Source organism: Methyloversatilis universalis FAM5 (assembly GCF_000214035.2).
Lineage (GTDB): Bacteria > Pseudomonadota > Gammaproteobacteria > Burkholderiales > Rhodocyclaceae > Methyloversatilis > Methyloversatilis universalis.
The window spans coordinates 13,389-30,536 of record NZ_AFHG01000043.1 but is presented as its reverse complement, the minus strand read 5'-3'; the positions used below and the strand labels follow the sequence as shown (position 1 = coordinate 30,536).

Sequence of the window (17,148 nt, the reverse complement as noted above, 5' to 3'; positions counted from 1 at the left end):
TTCAGCTCCCCTGGCGCGCGGCGCGGAAATCGACGAAGGTCACGTTGCCGCGCACCCGGGTCGGCGGGATGCGCGTTGACGCCGCGCCGCCCAGGCGCTGGATGGCATCCTCCAGACGCCGGTTGATCACCTCGATCACCGGGTCGATGTTGATGAGAAACAGGTGCGCCCGTTCGCGCTCACGCAGGAGCCAGGCGCGGAACACTGCGGGCTGACAAAGCACTGCGTGGCGCAGTTCCGGCCAGATAGGCGCCAGCACCGAAAGGTGCACATTTGCAACCGCCGCCTTCCAGTGCGGCCCAGCCTTGCGCGGCAGGGCCAGCGCCTGATCGAGCTCGGACGAACACAGCCAGATCAGATTCCAGCGCGCGGCCTGAAGGTCTTCGTCCGCGTGGTCGCCGGTCACGGCATGCCAGAGCACTGAGGTCTGTGGCCCGGGGTTCGGGCAGTAGTCGGTGAAGGGGCGGGGCGAATAGCGCACCCGGGCAGTAAGTGAAGGCTGTCTCATGTACGCATCATCCGAAAGGCTGAGTGATCGGTTGCGCACGAAATTTCCCGGTGCGCGTGAGGCATCATCGGATCAACAAGGCTCACCAACTGAGCTCACGCGAACGGGCATCAGCCCGCCAGGAACACGGAGACACGGCATGAGCGCCATGGAGCGCATCTACCGCATCGACCAGCTGCTCGCCGGCCGCAAGGCCGTACCGCGCGCCGAGTTGCAGGACAAGCTCGGCGTGTCGTGGGCGACGCTGAAGCGCGACCTCGCCTACATGAAGGACAGGCTGCACGCGCCCATCGTGTTCGATCGCGACCTCGGCGGCTACCGCTTCGAGAAGGAAGGTCAGCGCATCGGTCCGCAGTACGAACTGCCCGGGCTGTGGTTCTCGGCGGAAGAGATCCACGCGCTGCTCACCATGCAGCACCTGCTCGCCAACCTCGACACCGGCGGCCTGCTCGGCCCGCACATCCAGCCGCTGCTCGCCCGCCTGTCCGGCCTGCTCGGCAGCGCCGACAACCCGGCGGAAGAGGTGAAGAAGCGCATCCACATCGAAACAGTCGGTGCGCGCCGCTTCCACCTCAGTCACTTCCAGGCGGTCGGCTCGGCCCTGCTGCGCCGCAAGCGCATGCTCATCCGCTACCACGCCCGCGGCACCGATCAGGAGACCGCGCGCGAGATCTCGCCGCAGCGGCTCATCTACTACCGCGACAACTGGTACCTCGACGCTTGGTGCCACCTGCGCGAAGACCTGCGCGCCTTCTCGCTCGACGCCATCCGCGCGGCCGACATCCTGGAGAAGAAGGCCAAGGAGGTTTCCGAAAAGCGGCTCGACCAGGTGCTCGGTTCCGGCTACGGCATCTTTTCAGGCGACAACGTCACCTGGGCCACGCTGCACTTCACGCCCGAGCGGGCGAGGTGGGTGGCGGCGGAAAAATGGCATCCGGATCAGGTGGGGAGGGTGCTGGAGGATGGCGGGTATGAGCTGAAGGTGCCCTACACCGATGATCGGGAGCTGTTGATGGATGTGTTGAAGTTCGGGGACGACTGCGTAGTAGTTGCGCCCGATTCACTGAGGCGGTGCGTTCTGATGAAGCTCTCAGTCTCTTTATCCAACTATGAGTCCGCGAAGCTCAAGCCGTGAGCCCGTTGGCAGTTAGGTTGAGTGCGCGGTTTGGTCGCACGCTGATGTGCTAAAGAGCCAATCCTACTTCAAGAAGAAACCGCCCTAATACTCGGAGTCAGCGGGCATCTTGGCGACCGGCTATTAGGCACTGAACCAACTTGCCTGAAGCTAGGACTGCAAGGCCAAAAAGGAGAAGAAATGGAGCCGCTGCCACAATCAAAGCAACACATTGAGCAAGTCGCTCGAGACGCGCTGGACCAGTTCGACAAAGTGTCAGCCGCCGCACGAAATGCGCTGCGCAGTGCGCCCGCACTTGGCATTGATGCGCTCGCGTCTGTCAATACGCTTACGAGTGGAGCGGCAGTTCAACGGCTTGGGCAGATAAACCGGGAGAATCTGGAGAGCTACCAGATCCTCACTCAAGAACCGGCGATCGCGCGTATTGCTGTGGTTGATGAAGACGGGCAGCAACGGGTCTATTACATTTGCCGCACGACGCCGATCACCAGCGTGCCCAATCTTGCCAGTTATCGCGCCCCTGTTGGCCGCTTGGCTTCGCTGCCTGTCGGGTCAGAGTTTGCCCTGCCGAACGGTGATGTTGTTGAAGTCGTCGAGCGTGCTCAACTGCAGCCGTCTCGACTTGCTGACGGCTGGGACTCCCGCGACACGGTTATAGAAGCAGATGAACTTGGGCTCTTCACTGTGGAGTCGCTTCGCTCGGTTCTGTACGCCGATAACAGCGAGCAAACTTCCGAAGATCGACTGGCACAGCTCCTTGCAGAGGAGAGCGAAACTGCCAACATCGTTGAGGGTGTGCGCCGCAGCATCATCACAAAGATGGGGCTCCGAGACCAACCGATTCTCGACCAATACCAGGATGAAATTTTCCGTTTGCCGCTTGACCAGCGGTTGCTGATTCTTGGCCCGCCCGGGACGGGCAAGACAACTACATTGATTCGCCGCCTCGGCCAAAAGCTTGACAGCGCTTACCTCGAGGAAGGAGAACTCCGAACGGTTGAAATGATTGCAAGCGCAACAGGTGTGTCGCACGCGAACAGCTGGGTGATGTTCACGCCAACGGAACTGCTCAAGCAGTACCTCAAGGAAGCCTTTGCCCGTGAGGGCGTTCCGGCACCCGACATGCGAATCCGCACATGGACCGACTACCGTCGCGAACTGGGTCGCAGCACCTTCGGCGTTCTGCGCACAGCATCTGGCGGTGGCACCTTCGTATTGAAGGAATCGGCCGAGACGCTACTTCCTGAGGCATCCGACACCCCAATCAAGTGGTTTGAGGATTTCGATGCCTGGCAAAGAACCACGTTCATCAATGATCTGCGCCAAGCAGCCGTAGGCTTGAGCGAAAACGCTTCTGCCAACATTTCATTGGTCGGTCGGAGGCTGGTCGAGATTCTTGAGCGCGCCAACAGCAACAGTCTGGCGGCAACGTTCTCAGCACTTGTCGGCGAAGTCGGTGGTATTCAATCTCTGGTGTCAGGCCTCAAGGAGGTTACGGACAAGAAGATCCATGCCGCGTTGAACCTCCAACTCAACCGAGATAATGGGTTCATCGATGTGCTGGCCAAATTCATCGATGGATTGCAGCAGACGCCGGATATTGATACCGACGACCCGGATGATCTTGAGGCTGATGAGGAAGACGCGACATCTCCTCGGACTGGTCGTGCCGCTGCGGTGACGGCCTACATGCAGGCGGTTCGTGCCCAGGCACGTACTCAAGCTCGTAAGCGTACGTTGGGGAAGAACACCCGCAATGGCAAGATCATCGAATGGCTCGGCGATCGCGGTCTCGGTGAGTCAGACAGAGCTGACGTGGGAGCAAGCCTTCTGGTGCAAGCCAGCGCCCGTCGCTTCACCAATCCAGTAAAGCGATACCTGGACGCTATTCCCCGCCGATATCGTGCATATCGTCGGACTCGCCAAGAAGACGGTCGCTGGTATCGGAAGGATGGATTCAGCCCGACCGACATTTACCCGCTGGAGCTGGATGTCGTTCTGCTTGGCATCCTCCGAGGGGCAAACGAATTGTTGAGTCGCGCAAATATCGTTCGCGACATCGACCTCCCGGTCTGGTCATCGCTGAAGCCCGTCCTCGACTTGCACAAGAATCAAGTCGTCGTAGATGAGGCCACGGACTTTTCGCCTATCCAATTGGCCTGCATGGCAGCGCTTGCCAATCCTAGGATCCGATCCTTTTTTGCGTGTGGCGACTTCAATCAGCGTCTAACGACCTGGGGCAGCCGCTCGATCAACGATGTGAAATGGGTCTTCCCGGAAATCGACGTCAAAGAAATCACGGTTTCCTACCGACAGAGCAAGCGCCTCAACGATCTGGCCAGAGCAATCATCGTGGCGGCCGGCGGAACTGATAGCGGCGTGACGCTTCCTGCGCATGTCGACAACGAAGGCGTCCCGCCTACCTTATTGGAGAACGCTGCTGAGCAGGATGAAGTGGTGGATTGGCTAGCTCAACGGATCCGAGAGATCGAGCTGTTTCTCGAGCAAATGCCCTCGATCGCCATTTTTGTTGAAAGTGGAGCCGAGGTGCAGCCGCTTGCTGACGCGTTGAATGAAGCTTTGGCTGCAGAGAACGCGCAGGTTGTCGCGTGCCCCAAGGGACAAGTCATGGGTCAGGACAACGATGTCCGTGTTTTCGACGTCCAGCACATCAAGGGGCTGGAGTTCGAAGCGGTGTTCTTCGTTGGAGTCGATCGCCTGGCGACGATTCATCCGGAGCTCTTCGACAAATATCTCTACGTGGGCACCACCCGGGCTGCAACCTATCTCGGCTGGACCTGCGACAGTGTTATGCCCAAGAAGATCGAATCGCTGCGCTCAATGTTCGTGGCCAACTGGTGAGGCATAAGTGCTGGCAAGACTTGAACGACTCATCGGCGAAATCGGCGACCTCAACAGCAAGTTGATCCTGCTGGTTGGCCCCAGCCGCAGTGGCAAAACGCAACTGCTCCGCCAGCTCGGCACCAAGCTCAATATCGAGCCGCTCAACGTCGGCCTGGAGCTGGGGCGCCGTTTGGCCGCCACGCCGAACAACAAGCGCAGCTTCTCGGCGGGTGAGCTGCTGCGGGAGATCGCGGACAAGGAACGAACTGAAGACCCGCTGATGCTCGACAACATCGAGCTGCTGTTCGAGCCGGGCCTGCAGATCAACCCGCTTGACCTCGTCAGGCGGCTGGCTCATTCCAAGCGCGTCGTGGCCGTCTGGCCTGGCGAGCTGCGCGGTGATCGCTTGGTGTACGCGGACATGAGCCATCCAGAACATCGTGACTACAGCCGCGACGGCGTGGTCGTACTCGAAATTTGACCGAATTGCTGAAACTGCGGGGGAAGAGAAAACCATATGGCCAAGAACATGAAATACGGAGATCTGATCCAGTTCGAGCAGATCGAGTCAGTCATTCAGCTGCTCGATGCCGGGCGCCCTGACGAAGCCAAGAAGCTCGTCGCGACCTACGTCATCTCCGATGACATGGCCGAGCGGATCTCCAAGCTCATGGTTCCCCAGCTCAGTTTTGACGACTCGGTCGATCACAAGGGCGTGCTGATCGTCGGCAACTACGGCACCGGTAAATCGCACTTGATGTCGGTGCTGTCGTTGGTGGCTGAAGACGCCGCCTACGCGCCGATGATCCGCCACCCGAAGGTTGCCGAGGCGGTTGCCCCGATCGCTGGCCGCTTCAAGGTGCTGCGCATCGAGGTGGGCGGGCTGCAGATGCCGCTGCGCCAGATCATCACCCTGCAGCTTGAGCGTTGCCTCGAAAAGATCGGCGTCGACTACACGTTCCCGACCGCCGACAAGGAGCTCAACAACAAGGACTCCTTCGAGGAGATGATGGCCGCGTTCGCGGAGAAATTCCCGGACCAGGGCGTGCTGCTGGTGGTCGACGAGTTCCTGGAGTACCTGCAGTCCCGTCGCGACCACGAGCTGGTGCAGGACCTGGCCATCCTGCGGCAGATCGGCGAAGTCACCAAGCACCTGAAGTTCCGCTTCGTGGCCGGTGTACAGGAAGCCATCTTCGACAGCGTGCGCTTCCAGCATGTGGCCGACAGCATGCGCCGCGTCAACGAGCGCTTCACCCAGATTCTGATCGACCGCCAGGACGTCAGCTTCGTCGTCTCCGCGCGCCTGCTCAAGAAGACTGCTGACCAGCAGAACAAGATCCGCGAATACCTCACGCCGTTCGCCAAGTTCTACGGCTCTATGAACGAGCGCATGGACGAGTACGTGCGGTTGTTCCCGGTTCACCCGGATTACCTGAAGACCTTCGAGCAGATCCACTTCACCGAGAAGCGCGGCGCACTCAAGACCATCGAGGCCGCGATGCTGGCCATCCTCGACCAGGAAGTACCCGCCGACAAGCCGCTGTTCATCAGCTACGAGAGCTTCTGGAACACCGTCAAGGCCAACTCGGTCCTGCGCGCCGACCCGAACATCAAAGAAGTGATGCGCGTGTCCGAAGTGCTGGAGTCCCGCGTGCAGCAAGCATTCACGCGCCCGGCCTACAAGGCAATGGCTCTGCGTGTCATTAATGCGCTGGCCGTCCACCGCTTGACCACGGGCGGCGACATCCATGTGCCCATTGGCCCCACGGCTGCCGAGCTGCGCGACGCCTTGTGCCTGTTCCAGCCGGGCGTGGAGGACATGCCGGGCGATCCGGCCGAGAACCTGCTGTCGATGGTGCAGACCGTGATGCGGGAAGTGCTGAAGACCGTCAACGGCCAGTTCATTTCCAAGGCGCCGGACACCGAGCAGTACTACCTCGACCTCAAGAAGGACATCGACTACGACGCGCAGATCGAAAAACGCGCCGAAGCCCTGTCCGACGACGCGCTGGACCGTGCCTACTACAGCGCCGTCAAGGCGCTGATGGAGTGCAGCGACGACTTGCGCTATCCCGGCTTCCAGATCTGGCAGTACCAGCTCGAGTGGCAGGAGCGTCGTGTCGAGCGCATGGGCTACCTGTTCTTCGGGGCGCCGAACGATCGGCCCACGGCCCAGCCCGAGCGCGACTTCTACGTCTACTTCATCCAGCCCTTCGACAAGCCGAAGTTCGCCGACAACAACCTGTCGGACGAGGTCTTCTTCCGCCTCACCGGGCTGGACGACGATCTCAAGCGGCACCTGTCGTCCTACGCGGCGGCACTTGATCTGGCCTCCACCGCCAGCGGCGGCGCCAAGGCCATCTACCTCTCCAAGGCACAGGACTTCCTGCGCGCCATGAGCAAGTGGCTGCAGGAAAAGCAGATGACCGCCTTCGAAGTCACCTACCAGGGCAAGAAAAAGAACCTGCAGGAGTGGGCCAAAGGCGTGTCGCTGCGTGACCGGGCGCGGCTGGGTGCGGACGAACGCATCAACTTCCGCGACGTGGTGAACGTCATTTCGGGCCTGGTGCTGGGCCAGCGTTTCGTCGATCTCTCGCCGGAATACCCCACCTTCTCGGTGCTGGTCACGGAGGCCAACCGCAAGCAACTGATCGGCAACGCGCTGCGCGCCCTGGCCGGCGGGACTCGCACCAAGGATGCGCTCGCCGTACTCGATGCGCTGGAGTTGCTCGATGGCGACCGCGTCGACCCGGCCAACTCCCGCTATGCGCAGGAAGTGCTGAACCGGCTCAAGGCCAAGGGCCACGGCCAGGTGCTCAACCGCAGCGAACTGCTGTCGGGCACTTCGGACGTCGAGTATTTCGCGCCGATCAAATACCGGCTGGAACCGGATCTGCTGGTCACCGTGCTGGGTGGTCTCGTCTACTCCGGCGACATCGTGCTGTCGATCACCGGCGACAAGATCGACTCCGGCAAGCTGGTGCAGCTCGCAGAGCGCTCGCTGGAAGAACTCAAGCAGTTCAAGCACGTTGAGGCGCCCAAGGAGATCAACCTCGCGGTGCTTCGCGCCTTGTTCGAGTTGTTCGACCTGCCGTCCGGTCTGGCCCAGAAGGCCAGCCAGGGCGACACCGAGCCGGTCATCAAGCTGCAGGAGAAAGTCAGCGCGCTGGTGCCACGTGTGCTCAAGGCCGGCTCCGACCTGCAGCAAGGCAAGCTCGGCTTCTGGGGCCAAAACCTGCTGCGCGAAGAAGAAGCCAAAGACTGGCACGCCCGGCTGGATTCGCTGAAGAAGTTCACCGAGTCGCTGGCGCCCTACAACACCGTCGGCAAGCTCAAGAATCTGCGCATCACACAGGAAGACCTGGACGGCCAGAAGAAGAATCTGGAGATCCTGGCCGCCGTCGAGCGTCTGCTCGAACTGGTGGTGGAGTTGGGCAGCACGGCGTCCTACCTCTCGCAGGCCGAGATGGTGTTGCCCGCCGAGCACCCGTGGGTCAAGCAGGCCGAGACGGCCCGCAAGGCACTGCAGGAAAAGTTGAGTCAGGACCGCACAGCCGAGCACGCCGCCGAATACCGGCAAACGCTCAACCAGCTCAAGAAGGACTACATCACCGCCTACATCGCCAGCCACAGCAAGGCGCGGCTGGGCGTGGCCGAGGACAAGACCCGCAACGCCCTGCGCAAGGACGACCGCCTGCTGGCGCTGCGCGTGTTGGCTGGCGTGTCGCTGATGCCCACCAGCCAGCTCACCGCGTTTGAGGAGTCGCTCAACGGATTGAAGAGCTGTTCCTCCCTGGATGAGCCGACCCTGGTCATGGCCGCCGTCTGCCCGCACTGCCAGTTCCGCCCGTCTGCCGAACAGTTGGAGTTGATCCCGGCGGCCAACCGCCTGCACAAGCTGGATGACGATCTGGACGAGTTGCTGGCCAACTGGCAGCAGACCCTGTTGGAGAACTTGGAAGATCCGTTCTCGCAGGACAGCCTGGGCCTGTTGCCGCCGGCGTCCAAAAAGCTGATCGACGCCTTCCTGACTTCACGCAAGCTGCCGGACCCGATGACGACCGAGTTTGCCAATGCCGTACAAGAGGCGCTGTCGGGGCTGGAGAAGATCGCGGTCAAGGGCGATGAGATCAAACAGGCGCTGCTGCAAGGCGGCTCGCCGGCCACGCCGGACGACCTACGCAAGCGCTTCGACACCTTCATGAACGAGCGCTGCAAGGGCAAGGACGCCACCAAGCTGCGCTTCGTGATCGAGTGACGCGACGTGATCACCCGACCATGACAACAAGAATTTGAGGAACGACTGATGAATGATCTTTTCCAGAACCACGCGGCCAAGTCAGGCCCGGTTGAATGCCTCGGGCAAACGTTCCCGAGTGATGAGGCGCGCCGCGAGCACTACCTAAAGCTTCTCGCCGAGAAGCTCAAAGATCCCACGTTCCGCAAGATCGAGGGTTTTCCTATCGCATCGGACGAAGACATCCTCAACCTGTCTGATCCGCCTTACTACACGGCCTGCCCGAATCCTTTCATCGAGGATTTTGTTCGGCACTACGGCAAACCATACGACTCGTCTGTTCACTACAGCAAAGAACCTTTTGCGGCAGATGTGAGTGAGGGCAAGAACGACCCGATTTACAACGCTCACAGTTACCACACCAAGGTGCCGCATAAGGCAATCATGCGGTACATCCTGCATTACACGCAGCCGGGTGATGTCGTGTTTGACGGATTTTGCGGGACAGGGATGACTGGCGTAGCCGCACAGCTCTGCGGAGACTCGTCTGCCGTCGCAGAACTTGGATATCGCGTAGACGAACGCGGAAACGTATTAACAAGGGATGAAGAAGGGGCTCTTCAGGGCTTCTCGAAAATAGGAAAGCGAAAAGTCATCTTAAATGACCTGTCATCTGCTGCCACTTTCATTTCGCACAATTACAACACGCCTATTGATGTACATGAATTTGATGCCGAGTCGAAAAAAATCATTGCAGAGGTAGAAAGTGAGTTTGGCTGGATGTACCAGACGCGGCATACGGATGGGTCGCAGGTTGGCAAAATTAATTTCACGGTTTGGTCAGATGTTTTTCTCTGCCCAGAGTGCACTGGTGAAATAGTTTATTGGGATGTGGCGGTCGACAAAGACGCAGGAAAGGCGCGCGAAGACTTTTGCTGCCCGCACTGCTCGGCGGCTTTGTCGAAGCGCAACATGGACAGAGCTTGGTCGTCCGTGTTCGATAAAGAGGTTTCAGGCACATTCCGCCAGGCAAAACAAGTTCCAGTGTTGATAAATTACAGCGTTGGGAAGAAAAGATATGAAAAAGTACCCGATCAGTTCGATCTCGAATTGATTGAGAAGGTTAGTGATTTGGAGCCAGCCAGATGGGTGCCTACAGCCCCGTTACCTGATGGCTACAACACCCGGCAGCCAATGGAGTCACATGGTGTTCGTCATGCACACCATTTTTACACTAAGAGAAATTTGCATGTTTTGGCCGCGTTCCGAGAAAAAATAGCGAAGGCAAACCCTAAATATCTCTTTTGGTTTACTTCTGCTTTGACATGGGTGGGCCGGGAGAACAGGCTTCACTTAGGTAACTATTTTGGTGGGGGTGGCGGTGTTATCACAAGCTTGAGGGGTACGTGGTATATCGCGTCATTGTCCGTAGAGACATCCGTACTTGAGCGATTCGCACTTCGGACCCGTGCTCAATTGGTTCGCCATTCTATGGACGGGACGAATGCATTTGTTTCCTGCGGAAGTGCCACCGCCTTGCCCATCGGGGATTCTTCAATCGACTACATCTTCATCGATCCACCGTTTGGCGGGAATCTCATGTACTCCGAACTCAACTTTGTTTGGGAAGCTTGGTTGAGGGTGGTCACAAACAATCAACAAGAAGCCATCGAAAATAAGGTTCAGGGAAAAGGCCTAAACGATTATCGCCTTCTTATGAGCAGGTGTTTTAAGGAAGCATTTCGAATCTTGAAGCCAGGTCGGTGGATGACAGTTGAGTTCTCGAATACACAGGCATCAGTTTGGAATGCAATTCAAACTGCAATCCAAGAGGCCGGATTTGTTGTTGCCAATGTATCTGCTCTCGACAAAGGAAAAGGGAGCTTCAAGGCGGTTACTACAACGACAGCGGTAAAGCAGGATCTCGTTATATCAGCCTATAAACCCAACGGCGGGCTAGAAGATAGATTTTCGAAACAAGGTGGCAGTGAAGATTCTGTATGGGATTTTGTACGCACCCATCTCAAATATTTACCCACTGTAAAAATTAGGGCTCGGGAGCTTGAATTTATCTCTGAGCGAGATCCACGCATCATTTTCGACCGCATGGTTGCTTGGTTTGTTAGGCATAACACTCCCGTGCCGATGTCCACACAAGAGTTTCAGGCGGGTCTTATACAACGTTTCGTCGAGCGCGATGGAATGGTGTTTCTGCCAGAGCAAGTGGCTGAGTACGACAAGAAGCGCATGCAGGTCGCGGTTGCACCGCAGATGGAGATGTTTGTCTCCGACGAACGCAGCGCGATTGACTGGCTGTCGGATTTTCTGAAGCGCCGCCCATCGACTTACCAAGAAATCAGTCCTGAATTCATGGGACAGCTTGGTGCAGGGTGGAAGAAGCATGAGGTCAAGCCCGAATTGGCTGCTTTGCTAGAGGACAACTTCCTGAAGTACGACGGCACTGGTGAAGTGCCCAGCCAGATCCACAGCTATCTCTCCTCGAACCATAAAGACCAGCGTGGTCTCGACAAGAGTGACCCAACGCTAGTCGCCAAGGCCAAGGACCGTTGGTACGTGCCCGATCCAAACAAGGCGCAGGACCTGGAGAAGAAGCGCGAGAAGGCGCTGCTCAAGGAATTCGAGACCTACAAGGCTTTCACCGGTCGCAAGATCAAGGAATCCCGCCTGGAAGTGCTGCGTGCCGGCTTCCGCGCAGCATGGGCAGCCAAGGACTACCAAACCATCATCGGCATCGCCAACAAGCTGCCAGAGGAAACGCTGCAAGAGGACGAGAAGCTGCTGACGCTCTATGACCTGGCGCTGACCCGTACCGAGGACGGGATCTGAGCGTGGCCGGCAGCGGATTCACCATCGGCGACTGGTGCTGGTTCACTCGGCAGGCATCGCCCTGCCGGGTGATCGAACGCCAGGACGTGTGGGGCGAGGCGGCCTACCGCGTCTGGCTACCAGCCAAGGACGCGGTGGTGCGTGCGCGGTCGGTAGATCTGGCCTCGCTGGAAAGCGTGCGCCTGAGCGTGGAGCAGATCCTGCACACCACGGCGGCAGCCAAGCTGCTGGATGCACTGGAGGACAACCTGTTGCTGGCGCCGATCCAGTCCAGCGTAGTACCGCTGCCGCACCAGCTCTATGCGCTGAACCGTGCGATCAGTCGTGACCGCATCCGCTACCTGCTGGCCGATGAGGTTGGCCTCGGCAAGACCATCGAGGCCGGCTTGGTGCTGCGCGAGTTGAAGCTGCGCGGCCGGGTGAAGCGCATCCTAGTGGTGGCGCCCAAGGGGCTGGTACGCCAGTGGCAGGCGGAGATGCGTCTGCACTTCGGTGAGAAGTTCCAGTTCATCGAACCGTCCGAGCTGGCGGCCTTCCGGCAGTGGCGCAGTGGCGGCGCGGGCGAGGAAGAGAACCTGTGGCGCATGCACGACCAGGTGATCTGCTCGCTCGATTCGGTGAAGCCGATGGAGAGTCGTCGCGGCTGGAGCCTGGAGCAACTCAACACCTACAACCGCGAGCGCTTCGAGGACCTGATCTCAGCGTCGTGGGATCTGGTCATCATCGACGAAGCCCACCGCATGGGCGGTAGCACCGAACAGGTGGCCCGCTACAAACTAGGTGCGGCACTGGCCGAAGCCTCGCCCTATCTCTTGCTGCTGTCGGCCACACCGCACCAGGGCAAGACCGACCAGTTCATGCGGCTGATGCAGTTGCTGGATCGCGAAGCCTTCCCGGACGAGAGCAGCGTCAGCCGCGACCGGGTGCGCCCCTTCGTGATCCGCACCGAAAAGCGCGCATCGATCAACGCCGAAGGTCAGCCGCTGTTCAAGCCACGTGTGACCCGGCTGCAGGCGGTTGCCTGGCAGGCCCGCCACGGCTCGCAGCAGCGACTGTATGAGGCGGTGACCGACTATGTGCGCCACGGCTACAACCAGGCTATGGCGGCCAAGCAGCGCCACATCGGCTTTTTGATGATCCTGATGCAGCGGCTGGTGACCTCCAGCACGGCAGCCATCCGCACCACGCTGGAAAAGCGCCAGGCCTTGCTTGATGCGCCGCAGCCGCAGGCCAACCTCTTCGAGAGCACCAGCGCCGACGAGTGGGCGGACCTCGACGGCCAGTCCCAGGTGGATCTGGCGATGCAATCCAGCGGCTGGGAGCTGGAGAAGTCTGAAGTCGAGATGCTGTTGGAGCTGGCGCGGGAAACCGAGGCCGCCGGCACCGATGCCAAGGCCGAGGCACTGCTGGAGCTGATCTACAAGCTGCAGCAAGAGGAAGGCGACCCGGCGCTCAAGGTGCTGATTTTCACCGAGTTCGTGCCGACGCAAGCGATGTTGGCCGATTACCTCGAAAGCCGGGGTTTCTCGGTGGCGACGCTCAACGGCAGCATGGACCTGGAAGCGCGCACGCGGGCACAACAGGTGTTCTCCAAGGATGTGCGCGTGCTGATTTCGACGGATGCCGGTGGTGAAGGTCTGAACCTGCAGTTCTGCCATGTCATCGTCAACTTCGACATGCCGTGGAACCCGATGCGGATCGAGCAGCGCATTGGCCGGGTGGACCGCATCGGACAAAAGCACGTGGTTCGCGCCATCAACTTTGTGCTCGAAGACACCGTGGAGCATCGGGTGCGCCAGGTGTTGGAGGCAAAGCTCGAGGTCATCGCGCAGGAGTTTGGCGTCGACAAGGCGGCCGACGTGATGGATTCGGTCGAGGCCGACCCGATCTTCGACGAGCTGTTCGTGCATGGCCTGCAGAACCCGGATGCCATCGAACAGGAGTGCGACGCGGTGGTGTCGCAGCTTCGATCCACCCTGGCGGAGTCGAAGAAGAACAGCGATCTGCTCACTACTGAGCACGATCTCGACGCAGACGATGCCCGCAAGTGGCGCGACCACCCGGCGCAGTTCTGGCTGGAGCGCGCCATCACCAGTGGATTAGCTGCGCGCGGCGGCTCCGCCATCAAGGTGGGCAATGCGTGGCGGGTGAAGTGGGCAGACGGCAGCGAGTCGGCACAGGCCTGCTTTGACGCCCGCACGGCGGATGAGAACCCGGAGTTGGAATGGGTCACGATGGAAGACCCACGCGCCCGGGCTGTGATCAGCGAGCTGCCACGCTTTGTCGCCGGGCAGCCGCTGCCGGTGATCCGCGTGACCGGTCTTCCGGATTCGGTACGCGGCATCTGGTCGCTATGGGAGATCAGTCTGGCGGCTGAATGCTTGAGCCGGAAGCGCTTCCTTCCGGTGTTCATCAACGAGGAAGGCCGGCCCTTCGTGCCGACCGCCAAGCGCGTCTGGGATCTACTGCTCACTGAAACCGTAGACGTGCATGCCGTGACGGGTGCCGAGGAGTCGGTGAGGTGGTTCGAGGCATCGCATTCCGCTGCCAGCACCCAGGGTGAACGGATCTTCACGGAGCTGCTGACCGAACACCGCGCCCGGCTGAAGGAAGAGCGAGAACGTGCGGTGTATGCGTTCGAGGCCCGAGGTCAGGCCATCGGACGAATTGGCTTACCCACCGTGCGTGAGCACCGGCGCAAGCGGCTGCAACAAGAACACGATGCACGCATGGCCGCCCTGGACGACATGGATGCAAGCGTGCCGGATTTGAATGCCGTGATGATGGTGCGCGTCTCCGGCGATGTGATGCCCGGAGGACAGGTGGGATGAGCCAGTGGTCAGAACGCATTCTCAGCCACTTCACGGCCGATCTCACCCGGCTGTGGGTGGCGTGCGACCCCGACGATGTGCTGCTGGACGAAAAGCTGTTGTCCGAACTGCGCAGCCGGGGCTTCGAGGTCATGCTGTACGAAGACCCGTTCGCCTTTCGGGCGGAATACGAGGAACGCTATCGTGCAGCCTGGGATCGCGGTGAGGCGGGGCCAGCGCCGTCACTGGTTCTGCATCTTCGCAGCGCCGACGCGAATGCGTTGCCGTGGGACATCGTGCATCACGGGCGTGTGGTGCGCCTCAGCCTTGCCGATCTGTTCCCCAAGCTGGCTTACAGCGCAGTGCAGCAAGTCGAGCCGGAGCATCTTGCCGGGCTGTTTCATGCCCACCAGACGGAATTGCAGAATGCACGGGGCGAGAACGAGTCCAAGGACTTCATCCTCGAACACGTCTACCAACTGGCGCCGAGGTCGATTCGCAACCCGGTGGACTTCTGGCGTGAGCTGCTGCGGCTTCACTTTGCCAACCGCTCGTTGCCGCCCCTGTTTGCCCAACACGCGGCAGGCATCATTCATGGCAAGGGGCTGTTCACCGACCAACCCGTCGCCACATGGCTAGCGTCCAAGAGCGCGCTGCTGCGCGTGGTGCAGGATGCGTGGTATCGCTACCTGAAGACACTTGGACTGGATGGCACGCGCACGGGCGAACCGCCACCGCCAGACTACGCCGCCAAGATCGAGATCCCGTTCGATCACTCCGATGTGCAGGTGTTGGTCGACTCCATGTTCCTCGACGGCAGCTTGCATCCGCTGGCGGTGCACAGCGTCCCGGCGGGGATGCCGAGCTGGATCAAGGCCGGGATCGTCCAGGACCCGGCAGCATTGCAGGCTTTGGTACTCAAAGGCATCGATGGCCTGATCGAGACGACGCCAACGGCCGCCTCCTCGCACAAGGATTGGAGTGAGTTTGCCAAACGCTACGGCGAGATCCTGGCCCGCACGCATGGTCTGCCAGACACGGAAGGCAGCGAACACCTGCCGGTGATTCGAGAGCGGATCAAGACCTTGCAGGCGCAATCAGACGAGGGTCTGCGAGTCTGGGTCGCAGCTAAGCATTACGCCGACCTGATCCTGCAGCCGGTGACCAAGGGCCCGGTGATGGTGCACCACGTGCCGCGCTTCTTGCGCCATCGGCGGTCCGCAGGGGAAACCAAGGTGGCTCTACTGGTATTCGACGGGCTGGCCTTCGACCAGTGGGTACAGATCCGCGAGCGCTTGATCGCCACCACGAAACGTTTCGCGTTCGACGAGGGAACCGCGTTTGCATGGTTGCCGACTGTGACATCGGTGTCGCGCCAGGCGCTGTTCTCCGGCCTGAAACCGCGCGAGTTCGACGACTCCATCGACAGGACGGACAAGGAGGAATCCTTGTGGAAGACGTTCTGGCAGAACGAAGGCGTCAACTCGAATGAGGTGATGTACCGACGCGCGCTGCGCCAGATTGATCAACTGGATGTGCTTGAGGCGGACTTGAACGACCGGCGCCCGAAGGTGGTGGGCCTGGTCATCGATGAGGTGGATGACCGGCTCCACAAGGAGCGATCGAAGAAAGACGTGGCGATGTGGATCGGTAACTGGCTGTCAACCGGTTTCGTCGATCGGCTGTTCTCGCTGCTGCTGGATAAGGGATACCACATCTATCTCACGGCGGACCACGGCAATGTGGAGTCCACTGGCGTTGGCAGGCCCAGCCAGGGCGTGATTGCCGAGACCCGCGGTGAGCGCGTTCGGATCTACCGGAGTGAGCCATTGCTGGCCGATTCCGCTGCGGCCTATCCCTCCACAGTCAGATTGGACATCGCTGGACTGCCCGCGAACTTCATGCCCCTATTCGCAGGCGGACGAACCGCCTTTGTGCCGGAGGGCGAGCAGGTGGTGGTCCACGGCGGGGTGTCGATCGAAGAGTTGATCGTGCCCTTTGTGAAAGTCAGTTATGTGATTGGTACCGAATGAATTCATCAGCCCCAAAAATAGGCTTTGATCGGTTCATTCAGCTTGATTGGGCGGCTGCGGCACTGAATATTCGTGCGGGCGTGGCTGGACTAGATGATCTGAATGCACTGCTCGATGCAGCCGAGCTTGGCGTGGAAGCTAAGAAGAAAACACGCACCGTACTGAATCGGCTGTGGCTGGAGCCACGCGCCGAACTGGTCGATTACGCGGATCGCGGCGTGGCCATCCACAAGACGCCGCCGGATATACCGGTCGCGGCGCTGTGCTGGGGCATGTCGGTGGCGACATACCCGTTCTTTGGCAAGGTGGCCGAGCTGGTGGGCCGCCTCTCCGCCATCCAGGGCGACTGCGCGTCCGCCGAAGTGCATCGCCGGATGAGCGAGACCTACGGAGAGCGCGAAGGCACTCGGCGCATGACCAACATGGTCATCCAGAGCCAGGCGAGCTGGGGCGCCGTAGAGCGGGTCGAGAAAGGCAAGCGGGTCATCCGGCTGGCACCAACCGCGATCGACAACGACGAACTCACGGCCTGGTTGATCGAGGCGGCCGTGCGTTACGCCGGCAAGCCGGTTTCAGTGCCCAGCCTGCAGTCGCTGCCCGTGCTGTTCCCGTTCACCCTGACGCGGCCCCTGGCCTACGTGGTGTCGAACAGTGCAAACCTGATCCTTCGGTCGGAAGGACCGAGTAACCAGTTCGTCGCTTTGCGCAGCACGATTTGAAGAACGAAGAAGGAA

The 17,148-nt window shown here is 60.1% G+C and carries 9 protein-coding genes; 8 read left to right on the top strand and 1 reads right to left on the bottom strand.

The features are described from left to right. Position 1: 1 nt before the first annotated feature. Positions 2-406, bottom strand: coding sequence for a hypothetical protein (locus tag METUNV1_RS07645; protein WP_232416233.1), 405 nt, complete (start codon positions 404-406; stop codon positions 2-4). 241 nt (positions 407-647) lie between these two features. Here METUNV1_RS07645 and METUNV1_RS07640 point away from each other — a divergent pair, with 241 nt between their 5' ends. From METUNV1_RS07640 to METUNV1_RS07605, 8 genes are all read left to right on the top strand, one after another. Continuing rightward, positions 648-1,643: a helix-turn-helix transcriptional regulator gene (locus METUNV1_RS07640; protein ID WP_008060489.1), complete on the top strand. Its 996-nt coding sequence runs from the start codon at positions 648-650 to the stop codon at positions 1,641-1,643. 180 nt (positions 1,644-1,823) lie between these two features. Beyond that, a complete protein-coding gene (locus tag METUNV1_RS07635) occupies positions 1,824-4,505 on the top strand; it encodes an ATP-binding domain-containing protein (RefSeq protein ID WP_008060488.1) in 2,682 nt (893 codons plus the stop codon). Positions 4,506-4,512: 7 nt separating this feature from the next. Then, positions 4,513-4,968 carry a BREX-3 system P-loop-containing protein BrxF gene (gene brxF, locus METUNV1_RS07630; protein ID WP_043359370.1) on the top strand — a complete coding sequence of 152 codons (456 nt, stop codon included), beginning with the start codon at positions 4,513-4,515 and terminating at the stop codon, positions 4,966-4,968. Between the two features lie 36 nt (positions 4,969-5,004). Continuing rightward, positions 5,005-8,745 carry a DUF6079 family protein gene (locus METUNV1_RS07625; protein ID WP_008060486.1) on the top strand — a complete coding sequence of 1,247 codons (3,741 nt, stop codon included), beginning with the start codon at positions 5,005-5,007 and terminating at the stop codon, positions 8,743-8,745. Positions 8,746-8,793: 48 nt separating this feature from the next. Then, on the top strand, positions 8,794-11,571 hold the full coding sequence (locus METUNV1_RS07620; protein WP_008060485.1) for a DNA methyltransferase: 2,778 nt from the start codon (positions 8,794-8,796) through the stop codon (positions 11,569-11,571). Positions 11,572-11,573: 2 nt separating this feature from the next. Then, positions 11,574-14,402 carry a DEAD/DEAH box helicase gene (locus METUNV1_RS07615; protein ID WP_008060484.1) on the top strand — a complete coding sequence of 943 codons (2,829 nt, stop codon included), beginning with the start codon at positions 11,574-11,576 and terminating at the stop codon, positions 14,400-14,402. Further along, complete coding sequence (gene pglZ, locus METUNV1_RS07610; protein ID WP_008060483.1) at positions 14,399-16,414, top strand: BREX-3 system phosphatase PglZ; 2,016 nt, start codon at positions 14,399-14,401, stop codon at positions 16,412-16,414. Before METUNV1_RS07615 ends, pglZ begins: the two co-directional genes overlap by 4 nt. Further along, positions 16,411-17,133 carry a hypothetical protein gene (locus METUNV1_RS07605; protein ID WP_008060482.1) on the top strand — a complete coding sequence of 241 codons (723 nt, stop codon included), beginning with the start codon at positions 16,411-16,413 and terminating at the stop codon, positions 17,131-17,133. Before pglZ ends, METUNV1_RS07605 begins: the two co-directional genes overlap by 4 nt. Positions 17,134-17,148: the final 15 nt, after the last annotated feature.